Origin of the sequence: Chitinophaga agri (assembly GCF_010093065.1) — a bacterium.
Lineage (GTDB): Bacteria > Bacteroidota > Bacteroidia > Chitinophagales > Chitinophagaceae > Chitinophaga > Chitinophaga agri.
The window spans coordinates 1106382-1126929 of sequence record NZ_CP048113.1 but is presented as its reverse complement, the minus strand read 5'-3'; the positions used below and the strand labels follow the sequence as shown (position 1 = coordinate 1126929).

At 44.6% G+C, this 20548-nt stretch carries 15 protein-coding genes; 8 read left to right on the top strand and 7 right to left on the bottom strand.

Going from position 1 to position 20548, the window contains the following annotated elements:
* Window positions 1–212 precede the first annotated feature (212 nt).
* The gene (locus GWR21_RS31455; protein WP_238430179.1) at window positions 213–3896 is read left to right on the top strand and encodes a sigma-54-dependent Fis family transcriptional regulator; all 3684 of its coding nucleotides are present in this window, start codon (window positions 213–215) and stop codon (window positions 3894–3896) included.
* A gap of 36 nt (window positions 3897–3932) precedes the next feature.
* Here the strand turns inward: GWR21_RS31455 and GWR21_RS04265 are convergent, their stop codons facing one another.
* Entirely contained in the window at window positions 3933–4667 is a 735-nt protein-coding gene (locus GWR21_RS04265; protein WP_162330545.1) for a helix-turn-helix domain-containing protein, read from the bottom strand.
* Between the two features lie 592 nt (window positions 4668–5259).
* Between GWR21_RS04265 and GWR21_RS04260 the strand changes: the two genes are divergently transcribed.
* Window positions 5260–6219 carry an NADP-dependent oxidoreductase gene (locus GWR21_RS04260; protein ID WP_162330544.1) on the top strand — a complete coding sequence of 320 codons (960 nt, stop codon included), beginning with the start codon at window positions 5260–5262 and terminating at the stop codon, window positions 6217–6219.
* 66 nt (window positions 6220–6285) lie between these two features.
* Here the strand turns inward: GWR21_RS04260 and GWR21_RS04255 are convergent, their stop codons facing one another.
* On the bottom strand, window positions 6286–6720 hold the full coding sequence (locus GWR21_RS04255; protein WP_238430177.1) for a winged helix-turn-helix transcriptional regulator: 435 nt from the start codon (window positions 6718–6720) through the stop codon (window positions 6286–6288).
* 97 nt (window positions 6721–6817) lie between these two features.
* Here GWR21_RS04255 and GWR21_RS04250 point away from each other — a divergent pair, with 97 nt between their 5' ends.
* Window positions 6818–7759: an NADP-dependent oxidoreductase gene (locus GWR21_RS04250; protein ID WP_162330543.1), complete on the top strand. Its 942-nt coding sequence runs from the start codon at window positions 6818–6820 to the stop codon at window positions 7757–7759.
* 5 nt (window positions 7760–7764) lie between these two features.
* Complete coding sequence (locus GWR21_RS04245) at window positions 7765–8202, top strand: nuclear transport factor 2 family protein (RefSeq protein WP_162330542.1); 438 nt, start codon at window positions 7765–7767, stop codon at window positions 8200–8202.
* 97 nt (window positions 8203–8299) lie between these two features.
* On the opposite strand, the gene GWR21_RS04240 is transcribed toward GWR21_RS04245, so the two are convergent.
* The 5 genes from GWR21_RS04240 to GWR21_RS04220 form a co-directional block, all read right to left on the bottom strand.
* On the bottom strand, window positions 8300–9298 hold the full coding sequence (locus GWR21_RS04240) for an alpha/beta hydrolase (protein WP_162330541.1): 999 nt from the start codon (window positions 9296–9298) through the stop codon (window positions 8300–8302).
* 194 nt (window positions 9299–9492) lie between these two features.
* Window positions 9493–9792, bottom strand: coding sequence for a tautomerase family protein (locus tag GWR21_RS04235; RefSeq protein WP_162330540.1), 300 nt, complete (start codon window positions 9790–9792; stop codon window positions 9493–9495).
* Window positions 9793–10040: 248 nt separating this feature from the next.
* Window positions 10041–11141 carry a Gfo/Idh/MocA family protein gene (locus GWR21_RS04230; protein ID WP_162330539.1) on the bottom strand — a complete coding sequence of 367 codons (1101 nt, stop codon included), beginning with the start codon at window positions 11139–11141 and terminating at the stop codon, window positions 10041–10043.
* Window positions 11142–12254: 1113 nt separating this feature from the next.
* Window positions 12255–12692 (bottom strand): hypothetical protein, encoded by a 438-nt coding sequence (locus tag GWR21_RS04225; RefSeq protein WP_162330538.1) that lies wholly within the window; start codon window positions 12690–12692, stop codon window positions 12255–12257.
* 36 nt (window positions 12693–12728) lie between these two features.
* Window positions 12729–13763, bottom strand: a complete 1035-nt coding sequence (locus GWR21_RS04220) for an MBL fold metallo-hydrolase (protein WP_238430175.1) — start codon at window positions 13761–13763, stop codon at window positions 12729–12731.
* A gap of 242 nt (window positions 13764–14005) precedes the next feature.
* Here GWR21_RS04220 and GWR21_RS04215 point away from each other — a divergent pair, with 242 nt between their 5' ends.
* The 4 genes from GWR21_RS04215 (at window position 14006) to GWR21_RS04200 (ending at window position 20540) form a co-directional block, all read left to right on the top strand.
* Window positions 14006–14560, top strand: a complete 555-nt coding sequence (locus tag GWR21_RS04215) for a sigma-70 family RNA polymerase sigma factor (protein WP_162330536.1) — start codon at window positions 14006–14008, stop codon at window positions 14558–14560.
* A 70-nt stretch (window positions 14561–14630) separates the two neighbouring features.
* Entirely contained in the window at window positions 14631–15677 is a 1047-nt protein-coding gene (locus GWR21_RS04210) for a FecR family protein (RefSeq protein ID WP_162330535.1), read from the top strand.
* Between the two features lie 84 nt (window positions 15678–15761).
* The gene (locus GWR21_RS04205) at window positions 15762–18920 is read left to right on the top strand and encodes a SusC/RagA family TonB-linked outer membrane protein (protein ID WP_162330534.1); all 3159 of its coding nucleotides are present in this window, start codon (window positions 15762–15764) and stop codon (window positions 18918–18920) included.
* Window positions 18921–18938: 18 nt separating this feature from the next.
* On the top strand, window positions 18939–20540 hold the full coding sequence (locus GWR21_RS04200) for a RagB/SusD family nutrient uptake outer membrane protein (RefSeq protein ID WP_162330533.1): 1602 nt from the start codon (window positions 18939–18941) through the stop codon (window positions 20538–20540).
* Window positions 20541–20548 lie beyond the last annotated feature (8 nt).

The following is a 20548-nucleotide window of genomic DNA, read 5'->3' as shown; positions in this document are numbered from 1 at the left end:
ATATTAATAACCAGTGTTTTGCGTGTGTTTAACTGACTTAATAGTAATTGATTTTCCATCTTTTTATGGGTCAAACACTTCTTGTTCGAAATTCAATCAAACTTTCCCCGGGTGCTCGTTGTTCTTTACAGGGACATGATAGCGGTATTCTGCCAGTTCGGAATGCCGGATGTTAAGGACTATTGCCAGTAAGAACACTATTCCCCAACGCCATGACGCTTCAATCATTTAAGCAGGATGACCAATTACTCTCACTGAGTAATGAAATCGCACGTATAAGAGCCAAAACAGATTTACTATCTCTTATCAACACCAGATTAAATTCCATCGTCCCGTTCAGTAGTTGTATGGTCCTTCGCGTAGATAACACTACTATGACGGCTCATCCCTACATTTTTGACGGGCGGGAAAAGTGGGCTGATAATTATACATTTTATTGTGATATCGGTTATGCCATTATGGATGAAAGCATTGAAGGGGGGCATAAGCCTGTCCTGAGCTATACAGATTCCTTGCAGCCCGTGGCAGATGGCGATCTTAATACCTCAGAAAATCCACCGGTGAGGAAATGTGTAACGATAAAACTTATCGATGGATCGTTGCTGATAGGGTTCTGGATAGTGTTCTTTAAGCCCGATGAACGTTGCGATAAGGGGATGCTTGAGGTGCTTAGAAAGATATCATATCCGATCGCGATTGCGACAGCAAATATCATCGCAGCTGAAGACCGTGTTATGAACGAGGAGGAAAAAAACAAGTTACTGCTTTTAAGTAATGAAATCGCTACCATTAAAAAACGGGAGGACCTTTCCCGTTTCGTTAATGGATTCATACAAAAAACATTATCTGTAACCGAATTCGGGATTGCTTATGTACATGAAGACGGGAAGTCTTATGGAGCGTTTTACATGGAAATGAGCAATGACACCAGGAGAGTAGACGAATTTGAAAAGGTCACTTCTGCGAAGTATACAGTAACGGATACTGTTTTCAGGATGATCACACAGTCAAAAGAGCCTACGCTGCTGGATGTGGATGAACTGCTGACCAAGCCCGGCATACCCGCGTATGTGTCTTTCTGGAAAAGGGCTGGGATCAGGAAGGTGTTATCAGTGCCACTATGGGATGGCCAGGTGGCTGTAGGATTTATTAATTTTCATGTGGACGGTAGGCAGACAATTCTGAAAATGATCCATTTGCTGAAATCTGTTAGTACACAGCTGGTGATGGCCATTTCCAATATCCTCGCGAATGAGAAAATAAAGAAAAGGGATGAGGAGAAAAATGTTTTATTATCGCTCAGTAATGAGATTGCGGCTTTAAAGACAAGAGAAAACCTGTCTCTCATCGTAAATACACGCATCAAGAAGCTGCTATCTGTCAACGAGTTTGGTATTGCGCAGGTTGATGAGGATGGGCAGACATATAGTGCATTTGTCCTGGATTTTTCAGATAGAACGAAATCGACGCCCGGTTTTCATGTTGTCACTTCGGCCCGGTATAGTACGGACGATCCCATCTTCACGAAGGTGAGGGATGCCAGGGGACCGATCTGGTTTGACGTTGCAGAAGTGGCGGCGCAGACAGGAATGCCTGAATATGTCAGGTTCTGGAAAGAAGCAGGGCATCAATACTACCTGCATGTGCCCCTCCGTGTAGGTGGCGTCCTGGTGGGATTTGTGCCATTACATTTCGAAAGCAGGGATGATTCCAAAGCAAACAGCATGTTATTAAATGGCATATGTGCCCAGATAGGCGTTGCTGTTTCCAATATTCTGGCTAATGAGAAAATACTGGCCAGCGAACAGGAGAAGAATCTCCTGTTATCATTGAGTAATGAAATCGCCTCAGTTAAAGACAGGGAAGATCTCTTCAGGGTTATTTCCGGAAGCATTAAGGAATTGTTTTCTGTCAGACGCCTGGGATTCTCAAAGATCAAGGAAGACGGAGATACCTATAGCATCTTTTTCATGGATGAAGACAAACCCACTGATCAGCAGTTTGATATGGAAAGAATGCTAAAGGCAAGATATGATGCGCATGAATCCTTATACCGTGAGATCATCGCCTCAGAGGATCCTATTGTGTATAATATGGCAGATCTACTTAGCAGACCTAACCCGCCGGCTTATATTAAATTCCTGGCTGCTACCGGTGCAGAACGTTTACTCACAGCGGCTTTGCGAATTGGAGGGCACGCAATCGGTACCGCTCACTTTGTAGTGGAGAACGGTGTTCAGTTTGAGGTGAAAAGCAGCCTGCTGAAAGGCGTATGTTCTCAATTGGCAGTTGCCATTTCAAATATCCTAACTATTGAGAACAATTATGAACGACAAATTGAGAAGAGTAAACTGCTCGACTTCAGCAATGCTATTGCGGCCATACATGACAAAATGCAGTTTCTTAAATTGCTGAATACAAAGCTCCGGGAACTATTCCGGTTTTCACATGCGATGATCGCGTGTATCAATGATGATAAGAAAAGCTGTATCACATTTATCCTGGATCCTCAGGAGAAAGATCCGGAAGAATGGGAGTATAACCAGGTGATCATAGAGAATGTGCCTTTGAAAAATAGTGCATTTGAAATGGTTTCCAGCGGTTTTGTACTGGTAGATTTGAATGAGTTTGTGAACACTGGGCTGGCGCCCGATTTTATAAGAAGAAACTATGATGGTGGATCTCTCGAGATGCTGATCGCGCCGTTGAAAGAAGATAACAGGATAATCGGATTTTTTATGCTGTTCTCCAGGGAGAGAGAGTGGTTAGATAACAATCAATTGAATATCTTGTCTGGCGTAACCCATCAATTATCTATAGCTGCTGCAAATATTGTCGCTAATGAGAAGATTCAAAAGCAACTGACCGAGATAAATAATTATAAGCAGCGACTCGAGCAGGAAAATTATTACCTGCAACAGGAAATTAAGATCAATCATAATCATTCTGAAATTATCGGATCGAGTCCTGCTATCAAATCGGTATTAACGCTGGTAGAGCAGGTTGCTCCTTCAGAGAGTACCGTGTTGATACTCGGGGAAACGGGGACAGGAAAAGAATTGATTGCACGCGCTATTCATAATTCCTCCCCCCGTAAGAAGGAGTTAATGATTAAAATAAATTGCGCGGCTCTGCCGGCAAGTCTTATAGAAAGTGAACTTTTTGGTCATGAACGGGGAAGTTTTACGGGCGCTATTGACAGACGGATAGGCAAATTTGAGCTGGCGGATAAAAGCACATTATTTCTGGACGAAATTGGTGAATTGTCCCCGGAGCTGCAGGTAAAGCTCCTTCGCGCATTACAGGAAAAGGAGATCGAACGGATCGGCGGCAAAACAACCATCAAGATAGATGTTCGCATCATTGCTGCCACGAACCGTGACCTGGAACAAATGATCACAGACGGTCGGTTTAGGCTGGACTTATACTACAGACTGCATATCTTCCCTATTATGTTGCCCCCATTGCGGGACCGTAAAGAAGATATTCCCATTTTGTCCTCCCATTTTGTGTCCAGATATGCCAAGAAGGCCGGGAAAATCATTCATGCGTTGAATGCGAAAGCCCTGAAAGAACTTATAGGATATGACTGGCCGGGCAACATACGGGAGCTTGAGCATGTGATTGAGCGTAGTGTTTTGCTGACCAATACTGAAACGATTCACACCGTCTATTTACCTGCTGTAAAAACGGTATTTGATAACAATAAAAATGAACAGCCATCCGTCATTCAGACTTTACAGGAACAGGAAAAAGATTATATTCTCAAAATCCTGAAAAAAGTTAATGGCAGGATATCTGGTCCCGGAGGAGCTGCAGAATTACTGGGGTTGCCCGCATCTACCCTAAATTCAAAACTTAAAAAGCTTGGAATTCACAGGGAACATCGTGGCTAGCGTATCCCGAAAAATAACTTACGCTGACGTGGCAGCCTAGGCCTGTACATTCATTCTGAAAGCTGAGGGCGGGCATCCAAACTGTAACTTGAATAACCTGGAGAAATGTGCTACACTCTCAAATCCTGTTGTATAACATACGTCGGTGATGGTCATAGTTGTGCTCAACAATAATTCCTTTGATTTTTCGAGTTTCTTTTGTCTTATCCACTGATACGGGGGCATTTTGTAAATGGCTGCGAAGTCTCTTCTGAAACTGGAGAGACTTCTTCCTGATAACGTGGCCAGCTCACTTAACGTGATGGGGTTAGTTATATTACTTTCAACTGTAGTAGTGATGTCCATCCTGAAATGATCTCTAATGTCCAGCAAATGTGTAATTATATCTTTATGCAATCTCGATAGACAGAATAACAGTTCCAGGACCTTCAGTCTGATCAGGTTGGTGTCCACGGTCTGCGAGACCTGAATGTATGGTTCAAGCGATGCCATGTAATTGTGTAGTTCTTTCTGCGTATCGCTTACGATCACCGGAAATGACTCTTCATTAGCATTTACGCACACAGCAGCCAGCTTCGTAAATTCCTTTACCAGCTCATTGGTGAGCGTAAACAAGACGTATTCGGTATTAGCACCTGCATCAGTAGCCGAAAATTCTTCTAGTTCGAACAGGGTATTCCTTTTTATAAAAGCAATTTTATGCTGATTGATCTCATACGTGTTACGCGCGCAGCGTATAGTTATTGTTCCTTCAAGTATGAAGAATAGCATATTTTCTTCTGAATAAAAGGATGCCGATTTATGATGCTCACAGGTAATACGCCGGACAGTTGAGCATCCTTTTAATGATAAGGCCTTAAAGTCTTGTGGCGGAGATTTCCGATCATGGGGACATAGTGGTTGCATAATGGTTAAGATTTATGTTGATGGTAATCGTGCTAAGCCGTAAAGAGTATTTCAAAGCGAGTGCCATTGTATATTTAATTGATTTTTAGAAACATATGTCTGCTTTTTGAAGATTCAGCCAGCGATATTTCGTCAATTAGCCAATACCTGTTGATATATCGTATGCCATATCCTTTTGGAGAAATGGAATGTACATATGGTCGGAACTTCATTGCAGATCATTATAAATAACTCGCATAGTATAAAAAGATGAATGATTTGGTCTAGTAACAAGCTAACGCTTTACTGAACTTTGCTTAGATCACAGGACAATTAACGGTGAATTATTATATCCCATATAGTTCATTAGCGCAGCTGTCCGGGCACCTGTTCTCCGTTTTCCCAGTGTACAAATGAACAGGTGACGCTGTAGTTTTGTGGCTTTTAAAAACTGTTTATATCATCGTAAATATTGAAAATGAAAGCAGTCATTCTGGTGGAGCAGGGAAGTGTGGGGAACTTAATTCAGGTTGAATTGCCCATTCCCACCCTCCTGGCCGATGAGGTGCTTATTAAAGTTCGTGCGATAGCGATCAATCCTGCAGACACATACATACGGAAACAAAGGACACTTGACTATGTTTTCAACGGTGAACGACCGAGGATATTAGGATGGGACATATCTGGCACTATCGTGCGTGTGGGTGAGAATACTATTGGTTTTAAAGTGAGTGATGACGTTTTTGGGCTGATAAAGTATCCGGGACGCTTTTATCCGGGTCATGCCAAGGGCTATGCGGAATACATTGCAGCTCCGGCCTCTGATATAACCTTTAAGCCTGCGAATATATCCCATGAGGAGGCGGCAGCGGCGACGTTAGCCGCACTTGCCGCCTGGCAGTCATTAGCAAAAGCGCAAATTAAGCAGGGTGACCGTTTGTTTATTACAGCCGGTGCGGGCGGTGTTGGTCATTATGCGATACAGATTGCAAAATATCTGGGCGCGCACGTGATTGCCCAATCATCATTAGAAAAAAAGGATTTTGTGCTTGGAATGGGTGCCGACGAGCATGTAGATTATGAGCATCAACAGTTCATAACCATGCTTGAACCGGTTGACTTGGTTCTGGAGTTATTAAGAGGGAATCATATAGAGAGATCGCTGAGGATCATTAAGCCGGGAGGTACGCTTATCAGTTTATGCAATTACATTAAAGGTACTATCTGCGAGGAAATCGCCAGGGAGAGAAAGGTCTTTGCCTGGTATCATGCAGTTAAATCTGACGGTAGCGATATGGAAGCAATTGCAGGTTTATTAAGTAAGGGAGTTATCCGATCGTTCGTTTCAAGAACGTATCGGCTTGACCAAATAAGGGAGGCGCACATTGAAATGGAAAAGGACCACACAAAGGGGAAGATAATTATCAGCTTAATTTAAATAAGATAGCATATGGTTACAGCAGCAGCACAATGGCTACTAAAATCTGTACTTCATGTCCGTGGTTTAAGAGTGATTGGTTTGCCGATCTCCTGTGATCATCTTCTTATGACTTTTACCCCATTCGATCATTTCATTAATCAGAAGTCCATATTGCGTAGCGTATGCTGTAAAGTCATATTCAACTACGCCGGGAAAGTTTTCATCAACGCTACGTGTGATCAGCTTATTGTCTTCCAGTTCTCTAAGGTTTCTGGATAACATTCTGTGCGTGAGTCCGGGAATACTGCGCAGGATATCGCTGAAACGCTTATTACCGTTGCATATGGAGTGGACGATAGGCAATTTCCATTTGCCGCCAATCACATAAATGGTGTCCTGTAAAGCTCTGATGTTTTCCTCCAGATGGAGAACTTTGGTGCATTTTTTTTCCATTGTTATCAGCGGTATCACCAGTGATACCATTAACAAAGTAACATCATTAGGCGCATATCTTTGCATAAAAATTTTAGTAACACCATAGCCCGAACTATGCGGATTTGGAACAACAGACCATTTTTGATCAGTGTAGGAAGTGAGCTAAAAAAAGTCATTTTATATGCAGGCAGTTATATTAAAGAAGCAGGGCGGCGTTGAGAATTTTGTTCTGGCTACAGTTCCGCTCCCGGAAATAAAGCGGGATGAGGTATTGATAAAAACGAAAGCCATCAGTATAAATCCCGCAGATGCTATTGTGAGGGAAAACGAGCATGTAAGCTGGATATTTGGTGATCAGCGGCCGCTGATATTAGGATGGGATATATCGGGCGAAATAGTGGCTATTGGTAGTGATGTACGAGAATATAAGATAGGCGATAATGTATTTGGTGTTATTCGTCACCCGGGTATCGGAAGGACATATGCAGAGTATGTGGCTGCTCCTGCAGCAGATATTTCCCTAAAGCCGGACAATGTCACCCATCAGGAGGCTGCCGCGGCAACCCTGGCAGCGCTGACTGCCTTGCAACCCATGCAGAAAGTAGGCATCAAAAGGGGCGACCGTGTGTTGGTAACAGCAGCGGGTGGAGGCGTAGGACATTATGCGGTGCAGCTTGCAAAATATTATGGTGCATATGTCATTGCGCTCGCATCCGGTGCAAAAAAGGAATTCGTACTAGGATTGGGTGCGGATAAATTTATTGATTACCAGTCACAGGTCTTTAACGAGACACTGAGTAATGTGGACCTGGTTGTTCATGCGGTCAGAAATGAGGGGCACGTGGTGCGTAGCCTGGATGTGCTGAGGAAGGGAGGCACGCTTATCAGCCTATGGTCAAATATTTCGGAACAGGAACGCAACAAAGCAGCGGAAAGGGGCGTAAGTGCTTTTTACAATGCTATACAGAGCAATGGCGCGGACATGAGGCTGGTGGCAACCTTGCTGGAAAATGGCACCCTGAGGTCTCATGTGTCCAGGGAATTTACATTGTATGATATGGCTGAGGCACATCTTGAGATTGAAAAAGGACATACACAGGGCAAAATAGTTATTAATATCTGATACTTATGGATAAGACAAATAAGGTTGATTCGGCACAGATACAGCATACCATGTCTGCATACTGCAGATATATTGATACCAAGCAATGGGATCTACTCGGCAAAATAATAGCTGATAATGCTGTCCTGGAATTTCAGGACACTGAGGGAAAAATGCTGTATACATTTACCGGACCAGCAGGGCTGATCCAGGCCTCCAGGGAAGCGATAACAGATCTTGTTACAGTGCATCATCTGTATAATCCGGAGATTACAATATCCGATGATCAGCATGCCTCAGCTATATGGGCAATGGAAGACCGCTTTTATAGGACTGATGATGCTGGCAAGAGCATTAAAGTCTTTCACGGCTATGGACATTATCACATCGCATTTATAAATCAGGCCAATAGCTGGAAGATAGCTAGTCTCAGGCTGACAAGGCTTCGGTTGGTACAATACTGATCCCGCCTGGTGACTCAGTAAAACCATAAAGACCGGGCGCGCCACGGGGCGTCCGGTCTTTACAGATAAAATTATCTCTGGTTATAGTAAGTGGCATTTACTTCAGATATTTTCTTAATTCAGCTGCCGCCTGGACGAATAGTGCGCGGGTCTGAGGGGTATCTGCCAGGCCATTGAGCAGGCCAAAATCATGGATCGTGCCGTTATACCGTACAGTGGTTACCGGTACACCTGCTTCATCCAGTTTTCGCCCATAGGCTTCTCCTTCGTCGCGCAGCACGTCGTTTTCAGCAACCTGAATGAGTGCTGGAGGTAATCCCCGCAGCTGTTCAATAGTTGCCTGTAACGGTGATGCATAGATATCTTTCCGTTTTTCAGGATCGGGTATGTACATGTCATACATCCATTTCATTAAAGGTGTGGTTAGGAACCTGTCCTTTCCAAACATTTGATAAGATGCCGTTTCAAAGTTAGCATCCACAATCGGCCACATCATGATCTGTAATTTTATTTCAGGGCCTTTTTTATCTTTGGCCATAAGGGTCGTTACAGCCGTCATGTTGCCGCCTACGCTATTTCCTACAACAGCAAGCCGTTTGCCGTCTACGTTGATCTCATCTCCGTGAGCAGCCACCCATTCCGTTGCAGCATAGATCTCGTTAATGGCCTGCGGGAACGCGGCATCTGGTGTTCTCGTATAATTGATGAATACCCCGGACGCACCCGAAAGGACTACCAGGTCACGTACCATACGCTTATGCGTAGGATAGTCACCCAATACCCAGCCTCCGCCGTGAATAAACATGAATACTGGTAATTTTGTTTTTACTCCGGCAGGGCGTACAATGTTCAGCTTTATTGTATAACCGCCGGCGGTTATAGTTTTTTCTGACTCGTCAATGCCGGACAAATCAACTTTAACAGATTGTGCGTTCACCAGCACCATTCTTGCATCTGTTGGCGACATTGTCTCCAATCCGGGTCCCCCGGTATTTATTAATTTCAGGAAGTTTTTTGTAGCGACAGACAAATTAGGATCTGTAGCGTAATCTTTCACCTGGCTGAAAGTTTGTGAGGCAGAAATAGTAAGCGCCATAAGTAAGACGATTTTTACGCTCAATGATAGAATAACATAGTTGTTTTTTTGTTTTGACTGCTGTTGCATCGTGTTTTGTTTTAGCAAATAATCTAATTCGTCATGTCTATGCATACTGGGCCACAGCTATAGACTAACGTGGTGTTGTTCCTTTTCTGCTCGCATTCCTGGAAGTAATACCAGCGCCGATGCTTTTATTCTTTTACTGGTGCTGCTGCTGCCCATTCCTGGCGTGTTTTTGGATGGCTGGTCACACTTTCGATGATGTTCTTCTGTCGGGTAAGTGTTTCTTCCAATGATTGCGGCCCTGCCCAGCCCCGGCCTCCAATATGCCAGCCATCAGGATGAAGTTCTTCGATCAGTACCCAGACCGTTTCCCTGAAAGCCTCCGAACCTTCAAATTTCACCATCACATCTGTCAAGGCTGCAGCCAGGGCGTGTTTTTCTTCGCTGGAAAAAACACCTTCTACTAATTTTACATTTACAAACGGCATAATATACCTCCATTTTTAAACGGTTATTTATTTGTGTATCTGTGTTGTAAAGGTCTATTATGCGCCCCAGAGCAATTATTCCATTTCATCCAACTTTTTTGTTAATAGGAGGCGGCTGACATAGGGGGCGTTTTTTATAGCTGTAGGTAAGAGGGGGTATATTGGGGGATGTGACAAGAGCGGAACGGACATGTTAATGTCCATTCCGCTCTTGTGAACAAAAGTTTTTATATACTATGTCGGGGATCTTATTTGTCCAGACTGTAGCGCTGCCTTGTTCCCGTTGCAGCAGCTAGCTGGATAGCAGCGATCATCCTATGGCGGATCACCGCATCACTGAATGTCGGAGCTGTTCCCTGCTGTATTAGTTGATAGATCTGGCCAACATTAAGCGGAATGTTAGGTAGAGAACCACCTGAAACCAGGTTATATTCGTCCGGAATCGCAAGGGGCTCCATGGCGCCATCTTTACCTGTGCTGGCTTTAACGGTAACGTCGAAGACAGCAAGGCTGCCGCCCGGGGCAGAGATTTGTATATCTCCTTTTGTGCCGTTTATTTCCCAGAAAAAGTTAGTCCCGGAAAACATACCGCCTCTGAAATGTATACTCGCAACCGCTCCGCCCTGTAATGTGCCTGTGACCGCCACCTGGTCCGCCGTACCAACAGGTACTTCTTCACCTGTTTCTACCATTTTTGCGGTTTTCCGCCGGATAGCAGTGGTGGCAGACAGCTCGGTGAATTCGCCCAGCACATATGCGAGGGCATCAACTGCATTACCGAAAGTTACATTTATCATCCCTGTGCCATTTTCCGGATCCGCGGTATAATCATTAGCTTTAAGAATGTACTCTCCATATATGATACCTGAACCTATCATACTGGTAGAAAGTACTTCTCCTATATGCCCCTGGCTGATGTAATCCTTTACATACCGAATGGCAGGTACTGCCCTTGATTGTAACATAATATATCCCTGCAGTGCCTTTTCTTTTGCCATTTGTGAAAGGTCTTCGGCTTCCTGTAATGTTTTTCCCAGGGGCCATTCACTTAATACATTTTTCCCTGCAGCGAAGGCGTCTTTAATAATTCCTGCATGCAATGGCACTCTCACGGATACTACTGCCAGATCTACGTCTGGGCTGGATACAAGTTCCTGCACACTTTGGTAAACATGAGGTACATCTACGATGCTCTTTAGCGCTGGTATATTTTCTTTGTTACGCGTTGAAAGCGCCGTAATTTCATATCCTGGTAAAGCTTTCAGTGCGGGTACATGTGACATTCCTGCCCATCCGCGCTCCGGCGTAACGCCTATTATTCCGACTTTTATCTTCTTATTTGCGTCCATAATATTTATTTCGATAGTTCGATGCAAAATTACGATTTGTACAGTATGTATCATTTTTGGTATCACCAGTGATACCGCCAAAACATACCGTCGTACTGTCCGAGTGAATCGATAATTGTCCACATTATGAACGGTTATGATGTATTTATATCATCAACTGTGAAAATTTATTTATTGTTTTAACCTGTCTTTCAGTTATTCATCACCCGTTTCCCGTTGATACTCTTTAACTGTTCCTTTGCCGGATCGTGGGTAATGAGAGAATGGTCTACTGGTTACCGGCTATACCTGCCGTAGCGTGTACAATAGTTTTGTTTACACACATTTCCTATATGCGGCTAATTCGTCGACATAAAGTGTGTCGTGATAAAGTACAAAATCTCGTAATGATAGATCGGTTTCTGTTATAGTTTTAACGTCACATTTGAATGTAATATTAGTCCACTGAATGCGGCCGGTCACTTCCTGTATCCAGGAGTTTCTAGGTGTGAATCCCACAACCATAAAGGGTTCCCACAATTCGGAGCTAGCGGGCACTTCGCTGTTACTGATAAACGTTGTGTACCTACTGGCGGTGTAGGTGAATCCACCACTTACATCGAGCCTGTTATAAACCGGTTCAAAGTAAAAACCTTTCCTTGCGCCTGTATTTAATGTATGAGTATTCCTGCTGTTAAAAAGCCGGTTAGAGTAGTAGAACACGTTAGCGGAGACGGAGTCAAACACGCTTTGCAGAAAATTGGTTTCACGGTTGTATTTATAAGTGAAATAAATAGATTTAGACCTCGCGATGTTGGTATTAAACAGCTTATAGAAACTTCCTCCCGGGCGGACAATGTATTCGTGTTATTGATAGCATTAATGGTCTTGTAATTATACGTTTGTATCACTGTGTTAAATAAAGTATGCAACCCCGTGAACCGATAGTTGCGGCTGAATTCGAGGATCAGATTATTCTGCTTTTTGAAGTTGTAGGTAAGCAGATGAGACATTTTGAGAAAACACTTAAGAGTGTATGCAACAAAACCGCAGCAGGCTAATTATTTTATTAATGGCCTTATTTTAACAGCTACGCCCGCTGTTAAAATAAGGCCATTAGATATGCGAAGTAATTTAGACGGCTTTATTCCATTTGGGAAAAGCGCCAAAGATATCCTGATGTTGTCTTAATAAGTTCCGTTTTATTACTTCCGGGCAATCCGTATATCCGGTATCGTGGGTAACGTACCAGTATATATTTAATGCCTCTATATTTTCTCTGTTCATCTGTTTCTTCCAGGCGATATGTGCCGGTGTTTTACCAAACTGCATACCATTGATGATTTCGTCTTTCAGGCCACCTACTCCTTCTTTTCTGATAGACAGAGAACCATCTTTTTCAATTTTTCCTGAGTGGCCGATGTAGATCAGTTCCACTCTGCCCTTTTTCAATGCATAGATAATATATAAACCACTTTTATCAGCTGGTGCATTGCATACCTTTTGCAGATCTTGTTCTGGTTTGAGGAAGAAATGATCCTGTTTTTTATATTTGTTTAAAATGTCGAACATCATACAAAGATAGCCGATATTTCGGTATCATTTGGCTCAGTTCACGGTTGTCCACCACGACTCAAATGTCTGCTGATCGTCGCGAAGGTCCACCAGCTGACCTATCATGGGAGTAGCCAGCGGCATGTCTGCTATTTTTTTTAATCTCCTAAGAGGTTCGTCCCAGGGGTGATTACCTAATGTAAACTTGGAGGAATGTACGGGAAGCAGTCTTTTTGCTTTCAGGTCTTTGGCGGCCTGCAGTACTTCTTCCGGTTGCATATGGATATACTTCCAGGCAACGTCATACTGGCCATTTTCAAGGATGGCAAAATCTATCGGACCGAATTTATTTCCTATCTCTGCAAAGTGCGTATCATATCCGCTATCACCGCCTATATAGATCTTCATGTCCGGCGTTTGCAGTACGTAGGACTGCCATAATGTATTATTCCTGGAAAAACTTCTCCCGGAAAAATGACGGGTGGGTGCTGTATGGGCAATAAAGCCATCTCCCAGGTCTATGTCCTGCCACCAGTCTGTTTCTATGATCTGGTCAGACGCATAGCCCCATCTTTCCAGATGTGCACCAACGCCCAGTCCGCAGATCACTTTGCCTACCTTGGTCCTTAATGCGACTATGGTCTTATAGTCCAGGTGGTCGTAATGGTCGTGAGATATGAACAGGTAGTCTATTTTCGGGAAATCATCCACCGTGTAAATATCAGCTCCTTTGAATGCCTTCGTCCCACCCGGTAGCGGTGAAGCGCTGCCAGAAAATACCGGATCAGCCAGGAAACGTTTTCCGCTGGCCTGGATAAAATAGGAGGAGTGACCAAACCAGACTAACATATCCTGACCGGGTCTGAGGGACAGCAGATCTGTTTTTACGGACGGTAACGAATCTACGGGGCGCAGGCGTACCCGTTTTTTAAACAGGAAGTCATACAATACGCCTCCCATACTATAGCCTTCAGACAGGGAAGGTGTGTGGTGAATGTTTTGGAACTGGCCATCTTTATAATGCGGCGATTGCTTGATTAGTTCTAATCTCTTTCCGGAAGGCTTCTCCCCGAATAGTGGATGTCTCATATATATTAACGCTGTGATTGTCAATAATAATACTAGTAAAAGTGCTATCTTCAGGGATCTGATCGCTATCCTGAGTAATTTCTTCATATGAGTAATCGACGAACAGGCAGCGAAAATATTTTACCAGAATGAGAATATTTTTTCATTTGACGAACGTCTATCAGGGTTGTCATATATGCATGAGTACTAAATTCCCGGAAATTCCCGGATTTATCTAAATTGCTATAGTAAAACGCCACGTTGTGAATACTATTGCTGCTTTGAAACAAGGTAACCTATTGGTATTTAATGAAGTGTACTATTCCTGGCATAAAAGGATCTACTATTTTATTCTCCGTAAAACAAAGTCTCCCTTCATAGCAGAAGAGGTGGTACAGCTTACGTTTATCAAATTTTGGAATTACCGGGATAGTCTGGCTGACAATATAGGTGTAGAGTTGCAGCTGTTCAGGATAGCCCGTACTACCCTGATAGACCTTCTTCGTAAGGAAACGGTCTACCAGGAAAAGGTGGTACATGTAATAGCCAATTATACGCTTCCTCTGGATGATCTCTGGGGCAGACTGGCTGAAAAAGAATTGCAGCATAAACTGGCCCATGTGTTGGAGGAAATGCCTCCCATGCGTCGTAAGGTATTTGAAATGAGTCGTTTTAAAGGCATGAGCCATCAGCAGATCGCCCATGAACTGTCACTTTCATCCAGAACCGTAGAATCACATATCTTCCAGGCGATCAGGCAGATAAAACACTATCTCGGCCTTCTGTTATTGCTCCTGGTCTGGCTTTTTCCTTTTTAGAATTATTTTTTTGTTTTGACTAAGTAGTTTGCCTTTCACACACGTATTACTTATATCAGCTGTATACAACATGATCAACGATGACTTACTGATACGCTTTTTCAATAATCAATGTACACAGGAAGAAGCCAGGGATGTAGCCATATATCTGCAGGCGCATCCGGAGGTGCTGGCGAAGTATTTGCCGGAGGAGGAATTTTTGACATTAAAGGAGGGTGACGATTTTCCGGAAGGTGTGTCCCACGAATGGCTGAAGAATATTCACCAGCAGACTAGGGTCAATAGCCGCACCAAATGGGTGAAACGACTGGCAATAGCCGCTGTAATGTCTGGTATGCTGATAGGAGGTGTATTGATACTGGTGGACCGGGACGTCAGAAAAGCAAAAACTGTGGCTGACCGGAGTCCGGCAGCTTTTCCGGCTGAAGCGCAGGAGTTCCAGGCAAACAGGAGCGATAAGGCAATGGTCATTGTATTATCCGATGGATCAGTTGCTGAGCTACAGCCGGCGTCTACCATGGTCTATAGTAAACAGTTTAGTGAAAACAGGCAGATACAGCTGACCGGAGAAGCATCGTTTAATGTGAAAGCAGATAAACTACATCCCTTCGTGGTATATAGCAGTGAAATAGCGACAACGGCCCTGGGCACGTTTTTTCATGTGAAGGCTATCACAGGGGAAGATATGATCACCGTGCGACTGAATACGGGCAAAGTATTGGTACAGGGCGGCCCTCCCGAAAAGAAGATCATGCGTGATGTAGTGCTGACACCCGGAAAAGAACTCCGTTATTACCGTAAAACAGGGAAAGTGGTCGTAGCCAACTTTAACACAACCAAAACGGATATATTAGTAAAAGCAGGGCGTAATGGCGACAGCCATGTAAAGCCCGACTGGTATAAGTTTGACAATCAGCCAATGACGCAGGTGCTCGATCAGCTGAGTAATTATTATGGGGTTTCTATCTATTATTATCCATCAGATGTAACTGAAATTTACTTTGATGGTAAGTTTGAAAAGACAGACTCACTGGCGAAGATCCTGACGGACCTGACATTACCCAATAACCTGATGCTCATCCGAAACGACAGCGGATTCATTATTAAGAAGAAATAATACGTCAATCATAGTAATATTCCACAATACGCCTACAGGCGTCAGGGGATCGTTATGCCCCGGTTATAAAAACACGTTCCAGTTATGAAGATGTTCTACCACCCGACATGGCGTCTGCTGCTGATGCTATACATGCTGCTATCATGCGCTTCACTGACCTCGCAGGCACAGAGCCGCATGCAGGTTACCGGTACCGTACGTACCGACATGGGCGAACTGCTACCCAATGCCTCCGTCGTAGCCCTGAATGAAAAGACAAAGTATTCCGCCGGTGTAATGACGGACAGTAATGGTGTATTTCGTTTCTCCGGGTTACCACCTGAAGGCAGATATTCACTGAATGTATCTTATGTAGGTTTCGAGACACAGCAACTCAGGAATGTTCAGCTGAGGTCCGGGGGAACATTAACGTTCTCGGTGCGCCTGGTCAGAACAGTCGCCGCTTTAAGTGACGTTGTGGTAATTGGGTATGGTACTGCTAAAAAAAAGGATGTAGTGGGTGCTTTTAACGTAGTGACAGTGAAAGAAGCTGGAGCGGTAAATGCAACGAATCCTTCGCAATTGCTTATTGGCAAGGCTGCCGGCGTACAGGTGCTCCAAAGCAGTGGCGGCGCCGGCGCAGATGCGCAGATCATTATCCGGGGGACCGGTAGTTTTACAGACATCAATCCCCTGTATGTAGTCGACGGCATACAGGGCACAAAAAACCTTTTTAATACACTCAATCCGCAGGACATAGAAAGTATCACTATACTGAAGGACGCATCATCTACGGCCATCTATGGCTCTGCAGCTGCCAATGGTGTCGTGATCATCACTACCAGGAAGGGGAAGAACGGGCCCCCGCGTGTCAGCTTTACGTCACAATGGGGCATCGCTAAAGCCTGGAAACAGCTACACCTGCTTAATGCGGCGCAGTATGTAGATGCGTTGAAGGACCTGGCTGTCACGAAAAATGCAGTACTGCCTGCGAAGTTCAACACAGAAGCGGTATTACAGGACAGTACGGACTGGCAGGATGCTATTTTTCGTGATGCGTTAGTATCGGAAAATGATCTGAACATCAGCGGCGGGGGAGAGAAGGTGAACTATTCTCTTTCTGCCACCTATATTAATCAGCAGGCGATCTTAACCAACGCGACGAATAAAAGATTTCAGGCACGTGTGGGTCTGGAAGAAACGCTTGGACGCTTTAAGTTTACCCAGAACCTTATATTCAGACAATACGCCGGTAATGGTAACTACGCTAATATTGTCAATGCGATTCAATATGCGCCTTATAAGCCGGTTTTAGACCCATCAGTACAGGGTGGATATTCTATTCTTTCTAACATCGATGATTATAGTAACGCGATCAATCCTTTACAGGACATTGCTATGAAGCGCCAGACGAGTAAGTCGCTTGCTTTTTTTCCGCAGCTATCCGGTGAAGTGCGTCTTATCAACGGACTTAAGTTCCGTTCGCAGTTTGCCGCCGAGGTGAACTCGAGCAGGAGTAACAGTTATCAGCAGCAGTATCAGTCATCCAATTTTCTGAATCAGGCGCGCCAGTCTATGCTTACTTTTTCGGAGAATTCTTACTACATGCTGGAAAACTACTTGTCATACGACAAGCTGCTTGGCAGGCATCAGCTCTTTTTGATAGCCGGACAGAGCTATATTGACCCGGGCATAACTAACTCTTCTTCTATCAGAGGTACGGGGCAGCCAAATGATAATATCCCCAACGTTGTAGTGGCATCATCGCAATCTGTCACCAGTACTTACTCGAATTACGCCCGTCCCTCCGTGATCTCCTATTACAGCCGGCTTAACTATACTTTTGATGACAAATATATACTTACAGCGAGCTACCGCAGAGATGGCGCTTCTAATTTCGGGCCGGATAACAGGTATGGGAATTTTGTGGCGGGCGGTCTGTCCTGGCGTTTTTCAGAAGAGAAATCGGTAAAGCGGCTTATACCGGTTCTGTCAGATGGAAAGATAAGTGTGAGCTGGGGCCAGACAGGTAATAACAATATTCCTAATTTTCTTAACACAGCGCGTACTTATCAGGGTACCCCTGGTGGAGCGCTGGTATACTCCTTCGGCAGTACGGAAACATTCGTGTCGGGTACGACGTTGACCACGTTAAGTAATCCGGCTTTAAAATGGGAGCAAACCAACCAGACAGATATTGGTATTGACCTGGCGTTTCTGAACAACCGCCTTACCATTGAAGCTGATTGGTATGACCGGAAAAGCACCGGGTTACTGGTGACGATCTTACTGCCAGCTAGTATCGGAGTGAGTCCTACCGGTAATCAGCCGAAGAAAACAGTGAATGCTGCTGATGCCAGGAACAGAGGATTCGAACTCACCATCGGTTACGCGGATAAGATCAGCAATGACCTTTCTTTTAATGTGAGTGTAAACGGGTCACTTAACAGTAACAAAGTATTGTCATTAGGTGATCAGTTCTCAGCGCCCATACAGGCAGGTGCCTTTACTCCTGTACCCGCCACCACCTACACCACAGCAGGCGCAGCTATCGGCTCTTTCTATGGTTACCGTCTGGATCATGTTGCCAGAGATGCTGCCGAGGTAGCAGCGTTGAACAACGGTGCTGCGGGTAAAACCGGTAACCCGAATGCAAAATATCAGGAAGGGCTTTTACCAGGAGATTTTATTTATAAAGATCTGGATGGCGATGGCGTTTTGACTGCCAAAGACCAGGAAGTATTAGGCAATGCTATTCCAAAATATATTTATGGTATCAACGCTGGTATTACCTACAAGCATTTCGATCTCAACCTGGTATTATCCGGTATCAGCGGACTGAAACTCCTGAATGGCCTGAAGCTGACAACCGATATGATGGCCACAGGTCATAATGCTTCCACCAATATCCTTGACAGGTGGCGTCAGCAGGGAGATGTAGCTACTTTACCAAGATTAGGTCAGAATGCCACCGGTAATGGCAACCTCCGGCCTTCCGACTGGTGGCTGGAAGATGGGAGCTACCTGCGTTTACGCAATCTTACCATCGGTTATAGTGTTCCCCAGAATGCGTTAAACACCATCACAAAAGGCACACTAAAATCATGTCGTATTTACGCGGCAGCGCAAAATTTAATCACACTGACGAAGTACACCGGCTATGATCCGGAAGTAGCAGGTGATTATTTGTTCGCACGCGGTATTGATCAGGGACAGGTGCCACAACCAAGAACGTTTCTGGCAGGCATACAATTAGGGTTTTAATTTTTACAATCGATTTTTATGAAGAAGTATACATATCAGTTGTTGTTAATAATTGGACTAATAACCATTGGTAGCGGATGCAGTAAATCCCGCCTGGACCTGGTGGACCAGAGTGCTTATGCATATGACACCTATTTTACCAATATCAGCGCCCTGAACCAGGCAACCGTCGCCAGTTATGCTACACTGTTACATCCCGGATTATGGGCGAGGGAGTACTATTATATTTTTGATCTGATGGGACACGAGGCCAAGCGGGCCAGTTTCCTGCTGGGGGCAGAGCAGGAGCTGGGGGATTACAGTTTTGGCACCAATAATGCCGATCTCAGTTCTTTATGGAGTTCTCTGTACCGGATGATCTTCCGGACCAACCTCGTGATAGACCGCGCCGCTGCATGGAATCCTACGGCCACCACTGATCGTGCGAAACTAAATCAATATCTGGCAGAAGTGAAATTCCTGCGGGCATACGCTTATTTTCATCTTGTAACTTTATGGGGAGATGTGCCATTGTATACCGATTATCAAACTACACTTAATAACAATTATCTATCCCGTAGTTCCTCGGACGATGTATGGAAACAGGTAGAGAAGGATCTGACAGAAGCGCAGGCTACCGCGGAGTTACCAACTGTATATGCCGCAGGTGAACTGGGAAGAGCGACCAAAGGAGCTGTAACGGCATTGCTTGGCAAGGTATATCTCTACCAGGGAAAATGGGCGGCAGCACAGGCCGAGTTCGAGAAACTGATGGGCGCACCGTACCAGTATAAACTGGATCCTTCTTTTGACAATGTGTTTAGTACCACTAATCAGAACAGTCCGGAAAATATTTTTCAGGTTATGAACCAGCAGTGGACAGACTGGGCGATCGGTTCGCCTTACTACATGTTTGGGAATGGCGCTGAGCAGGTAGGCAGACAGACACATAGCGGACGCGCAATGGAGTATGGCTGGAATGACTGGAAGAATGTATATATCAGCAACGCAGCTGTGAAAGCATTTACTTATCCGGACCCGGCAACTGGCCTTCCGTATACGGATCCGCGTGCGAAGTCTACTTTTTATGGTACTGCTGCTTCCGGTGGAGAGACAGTTTACTGTCAGCAATGTGCTACGGGCGAGAAAGCATATCCGTTTGATGCATCGGACCCACAGGGCGACTATCGGTGGAAAAAATATGAATATTATCATCTCATGGAGAAATATGGCGATCCGAAAAGTCCGATCAACGGACAGGTTATTCGTCTGGCGGACGTCATGCTGATGCTGGCCGAAGCGTATATCCAGCAAGGGAATACGGGGAGCGCTCCGTTAGCACTGATCGATAGTGTACGCGCCCGGTCACATGCGTTTTTATATAACACGTTGGGAGATAAAACGAATGCGATGAAGATACTGATGCGTGAACGTCAGCTGGAACTGTGCGGCGAGCAGCTCCGGTATTTTGATCTTCTGCGCTGGGGCATTATCAAACAAACGATTAACATGGAAAAGGCAGCAGAACCGGGTACCGGTACACAGCCATTCCAGGATAAACATTTGTTGTTTCCTATTCCTGACGTAGAAAAGAACTATAATCCTAATGTAGCCAGAGAAATTAAGAATGGCTGGAACTGATCCACTTT

What these genes read in the sequence shown, in the direction of transcription:
- GWR21_RS04225 (WP_162330538.1), bottom strand. Translation starts at nt 12,692, where the DNA reads ATGTTCGACATTTTAAACAAATATAAAAAACAGGATCATTTCTTCCTC.
- GWR21_RS04265 (WP_162330545.1), bottom strand. Translation starts at nt 4,667, where the DNA reads ATGCTATTCTTCATACTTGAAGGAACAATAACTATACGCTGCGCGCGT.
- GWR21_RS04245 (WP_162330542.1), top strand. Translation starts at nt 7,765, where the DNA reads ATGGATAAGACAAATAAGGTTGATTCGGCACAGATACAGCATACCATG.
- GWR21_RS04205 (WP_162330534.1), top strand. Translation starts at nt 15,762, where the DNA reads ATGAAGATGTTCTACCACCCGACATGGCGTCTGCTGCTGATGCTATAC.
- GWR21_RS04255 (WP_238430177.1), bottom strand. Translation starts at nt 6,720, where the DNA reads ATGCAAAGATATGCGCCTAATGATGTTACTTTGTTAATGGTATCACTG.
- GWR21_RS04210 (WP_162330535.1), top strand. Translation starts at nt 14,631, where the DNA reads ATGATCAACGATGACTTACTGATACGCTTTTTCAATAATCAATGTACA.
- GWR21_RS04220 (WP_238430175.1), bottom strand. Translation starts at nt 13,763, where the DNA reads ATGAGACATCCACTATTCGGGGAGAAGCCTTCCGGAAAGAGATTAGAA.
- GWR21_RS04235 (WP_162330540.1), bottom strand. Translation starts at nt 9,792, where the DNA reads ATGCCGTTTGTAAATGTAAAATTAGTAGAAGGTGTTTTTTCCAGCGAA.
- GWR21_RS04230 (WP_162330539.1), bottom strand. Translation starts at nt 11,141, where the DNA reads ATGGACGCAAATAAGAAGATAAAAGTCGGAATAATAGGCGTTACGCCG.
- GWR21_RS04240 (WP_162330541.1), bottom strand. Translation starts at nt 9,298, where the DNA reads ATGGCGCTTACTATTTCTGCCTCACAAACTTTCAGCCAGGTGAAAGAT.
- GWR21_RS31455 (WP_238430179.1), top strand. Translation starts at nt 213, where the DNA reads ATGACGCTTCAATCATTTAAGCAGGATGACCAATTACTCTCACTGAGT.
- GWR21_RS04250 (WP_162330543.1), top strand. Translation starts at nt 6,818, where the DNA reads ATGCAGGCAGTTATATTAAAGAAGCAGGGCGGCGTTGAGAATTTTGTT.
- GWR21_RS04200 (WP_162330533.1), top strand. Translation starts at nt 18,939, where the DNA reads ATGAAGAAGTATACATATCAGTTGTTGTTAATAATTGGACTAATAACC.
- GWR21_RS04260 (WP_162330544.1), top strand. Translation starts at nt 5,260, where the DNA reads ATGAAAGCAGTCATTCTGGTGGAGCAGGGAAGTGTGGGGAACTTAATT.